The organism is Micromonospora sp. 4G55 (assembly GCF_016803375.1).
Window position 1 is genome coordinate 1 of the sequence record NZ_JAEVHN010000701.1, and the last position, 3,086, is coordinate 3,086.

A 3,086-nucleotide genomic window follows, 5' to 3' on the forward strand; every position below is an offset into this window, starting at 1 on the left:
CGCCTTGATCTGATAGAGCGCAATTCGGCAACGCGACGTGGTCAAGCCCCGTCCCGTCACGGGACATGCTTGACAATGGCGTCCCACCAGACGCTTGACATGATCCTTAAGACGCGTCGCGGAGGCGCTCACGGTCCGCGACAGGGCCGCGCTCATCGCGGCTATGAGAGTGCGCCCAGTTGGGGGGACGGTCCAGTCCGAGTTTGGCTTGTGGTCGGCCGTGGCGGCGTGACGTTGGCCGTCAGGAAACTCGGCCGCGGTGAGAATGGGTTTTCGGCAGCATGGCGGTGTGAGCGACTTGCTGTGGGAGGACGTTCAGGTCTGGTTCGACCTTGACCTGAACGGGACGCTCCCGGATGTGCACGTGCCGGAGACGACCGTCGAGGATTGGCAGGCTCTTGTCGACCTCGTGAGGTCGGAGGGCTGGCAGCTCGCTTACCTAGTCGACAGAGATGCGCGCCCACTGCCCGCCGCGGTCGAGGACATGCTGAGTCTCCGCGAGGAGGCCGGCGTCCAGTTGAACGTCTCGCCAGCACAGGGTGTTCTCGCGATCTTCCGGCTGTACGAGGCTTCGCAGATAGACTTCGATGTCGACTTGCGTGAGCTGCAGGGACAACAGCAGTTGGATGTCCTCTGCCGATTCATGACCACGATCGGCCGCAGGCTACGCAAGTCGGTGCTGATGACGCCCGAGGGGCTGGGAAACGAGCCGGTGCTCGGGTACGACGTGGAGGCCGACCGGGTTGTGCTCGTGACCGGCGGTTGAGTTTCGGTTGCACGAGCCGTCTTCCGAGCGGCGAGGTCAGCGGGCTGGATGCCCAGGAGTGTGGAAACCGGCTTCGCGGTACGCCGCGCGGTTGTCGGCAGTGTGTGGGTGCGCGGACCGTAGGCTCCCGCTATGGCGAGCCGCTTCCTCCGCCGTCGCTGGGATGAGTCACGAGGCGACGAATTCGACGGTTGGGGACCCTCGGTCTGGTACTTCGAGGTCGATGAAGACGGCTGGCACGTGCGGCAGATCGAGGCGTACGACAACGGCCCGGTTCTCCGCTACGGGCCCGGACATGAGGAAGACCAGCACGGAAGCCTGGGGCAGGCGAGCCTCGATGACGCGGACGAGGACTGGAACCGCTACATGGTTACGCGAGACGCGTTCGAGCGTGTCTGGGACTCCGCTGGCGAGTAGGAGTGGGTCTGTCGGCACCACGGCCAACGACAGTGGCGAGCGCTTCGCGGCATGTGCGGACGTCGCCCGCGAAGCCCGTCCGAGAAACGCAAGCCACCAGTGCTGAGGCCTTCGGGTACGCCGAAGAGGTCACCCCGCAACAAGCCCTGTCCAGAAAGGCCGACGATGGGATCTGAGTCTCAATTGCCGGGATACATACCGACGCCGCCGGCGCGACCCTAGAGCGGTACGTCGATGCAGCACGGCTCTCGCGACTGGCGTATACGAGCCCCAGGACGACAGCCAGCACCCTCCAAAGTGGGGAGCAGCGGACCCTGACCACTTCGGTCTTTTCTGGGAGGTCACGCCGACCCACTCGAACAGATCACCGCAGGTCAAGGCCCTCCCCTGCCCGCAGCCCTGGTGAGCACTTCGTGCGGCGGTGACCACTTCGCCAAGCTGCACCCAATCCGCACCCACCTGTAAGGCCCGGGCCGCCGCAAGCTCTTTACCGCCTGACCTGCGGATACTCCCCCACCAGGCAACATAGACTGCCATTGACTGCTGTTCACTGCCGTTGAGCGCAGTTTGTGAAGCAGGAGGCTCCGCCTGCTCTGACCTGCGAAAACGCAAGACAGCAGGTCGCGGCGTACGCCGTTGGGCGCCATTCGGTGCCGTTGAGTGCAGTTCAACGCCGTTCAGTGCACCCGGCTGCTCCCAACCCGCTCCCTCGATTCCCGCCTCATGCGGTCAGCCGGGACAGTCTGCCTAACGCAGGTCCGCCCCGCGGGTACGAGGCGAGCGACCCGACGACAGTGGGAACGGACGGTGACGGGCGCGCTCGCGGACGCCGCGCTTTGTCAGCGGCATGTGCGGGCGCTCACCACCGACCGGGGGATTAAGCTACCGCTCCCGATGCCCCCGATAGGAGCACTATGGCGACGATCGGTCGCACCCTCACCGCCCGAACAGCCGCCCTGGCCGTCCTGTTGCTGGCGGTGGCCGCGCTACTGCTGACCGCCGGGTGCACGTCACCGACACCCACGACGCGGGCAGAGGCAAGCAGCTCGCCGCCCCGGAAGCTGCACACGCCAGAGACCATCCTCGGAATGCCCAAGTCGATGAGCCGGGTGCTGACCGGGGTGCCCCGGTCTCGATTGGACCAGCTGAAGCGCGAGGTTGGTGAACCGACCAGCGCGGTCGGCTGGGCCTACGGGGGCGAGACTCCAGACGCGGACGTAGTGTTCGTCAGCGGCGCATCCGGGAGGGTGTCCGACCAAGCAGGTGCCCTGGACCGCGCACTCCGGTCGTACCGGACGCCCACCACCGAGAGGATTGAGGTAGGCCGGTTCGGGGGCGAGGCCCGTTGCGGGCGCGGACGCACCGAGGACGAGAGCTTTATGACGGTCTGCGGCTGGGCGGACAGCGAAACGGTCGGAGTGGTTGCCTTCGTCTCCTCCCGCCCGCAGGGCGACCGCACCGCCGACTTCCTCACGGTGCGAGGCGAACTGGAGCGCCCGGCCGGCTGACGCTGGTAAGCCCGGCCCTAGCTTGATTTTTAACCCCTGAGGTCCTGTGGGGACCCCGGCCGATGACGGAAACAGCCCTTGGTTGATGATCTTCTTGTCTAGGGAAGAACATCAATTACCAAGGGCTGTTCTGGTGACCAGTGTGCATGACCGTGGTCCGGCTGATGCCGTCGGGGAGTTGGCGGGGTTCCGGCGAGAGTTCTATGACTGCTTGACTGCTCGGGCGGACGCGTTGTTCGACCTGACGGACGCGGTGTTGTGCGCTGACGGGCCGGTCCGGTCGTTGGTGGAGTTGTCGCTGGTGGGTGAGCACCGTCGGGGTCATGGGGCGTTGTATGACGCCGTCGCCTGCGGGCGGCTGGACATCGACCGGTTGCGCACCGCCCTTGCGGCGG

4 protein-coding genes are annotated in these 3,086 nt (G+C 66.0%); all 4 read left to right on the forward strand.

All coding sequences use genetic code 11. From position 1 onward, the window contains the following. Positions 1–289: 289 nt before the first annotated feature. Positions 290–766, forward strand: coding sequence for a hypothetical protein (locus tag JNW89_RS32625; RefSeq protein WP_238451978.1), 477 nt, complete (start codon positions 290–292; stop codon positions 764–766). Positions 767–898: 132 nt separating this feature from the next. After that, on the forward strand, positions 899–1,183 hold the full coding sequence (locus tag JNW89_RS32630) for a DUF6881 domain-containing protein (protein ID WP_238451979.1): 285 nt from the start codon (positions 899–901) through the stop codon (positions 1,181–1,183). A 914-nt stretch (positions 1,184–2,097) separates the two neighbouring features. Then, complete coding sequence (locus JNW89_RS32635; protein ID WP_238451980.1) at positions 2,098–2,691, forward strand: hypothetical protein; 594 nt, start codon at positions 2,098–2,100, stop codon at positions 2,689–2,691. 133 nt (positions 2,692–2,824) lie between these two features. Beyond that, positions 2,825–3,086: transposase (locus JNW89_RS37425; protein ID WP_309140051.1), on the forward strand; the 262-nt coding region annotated here is incomplete at its 3' end.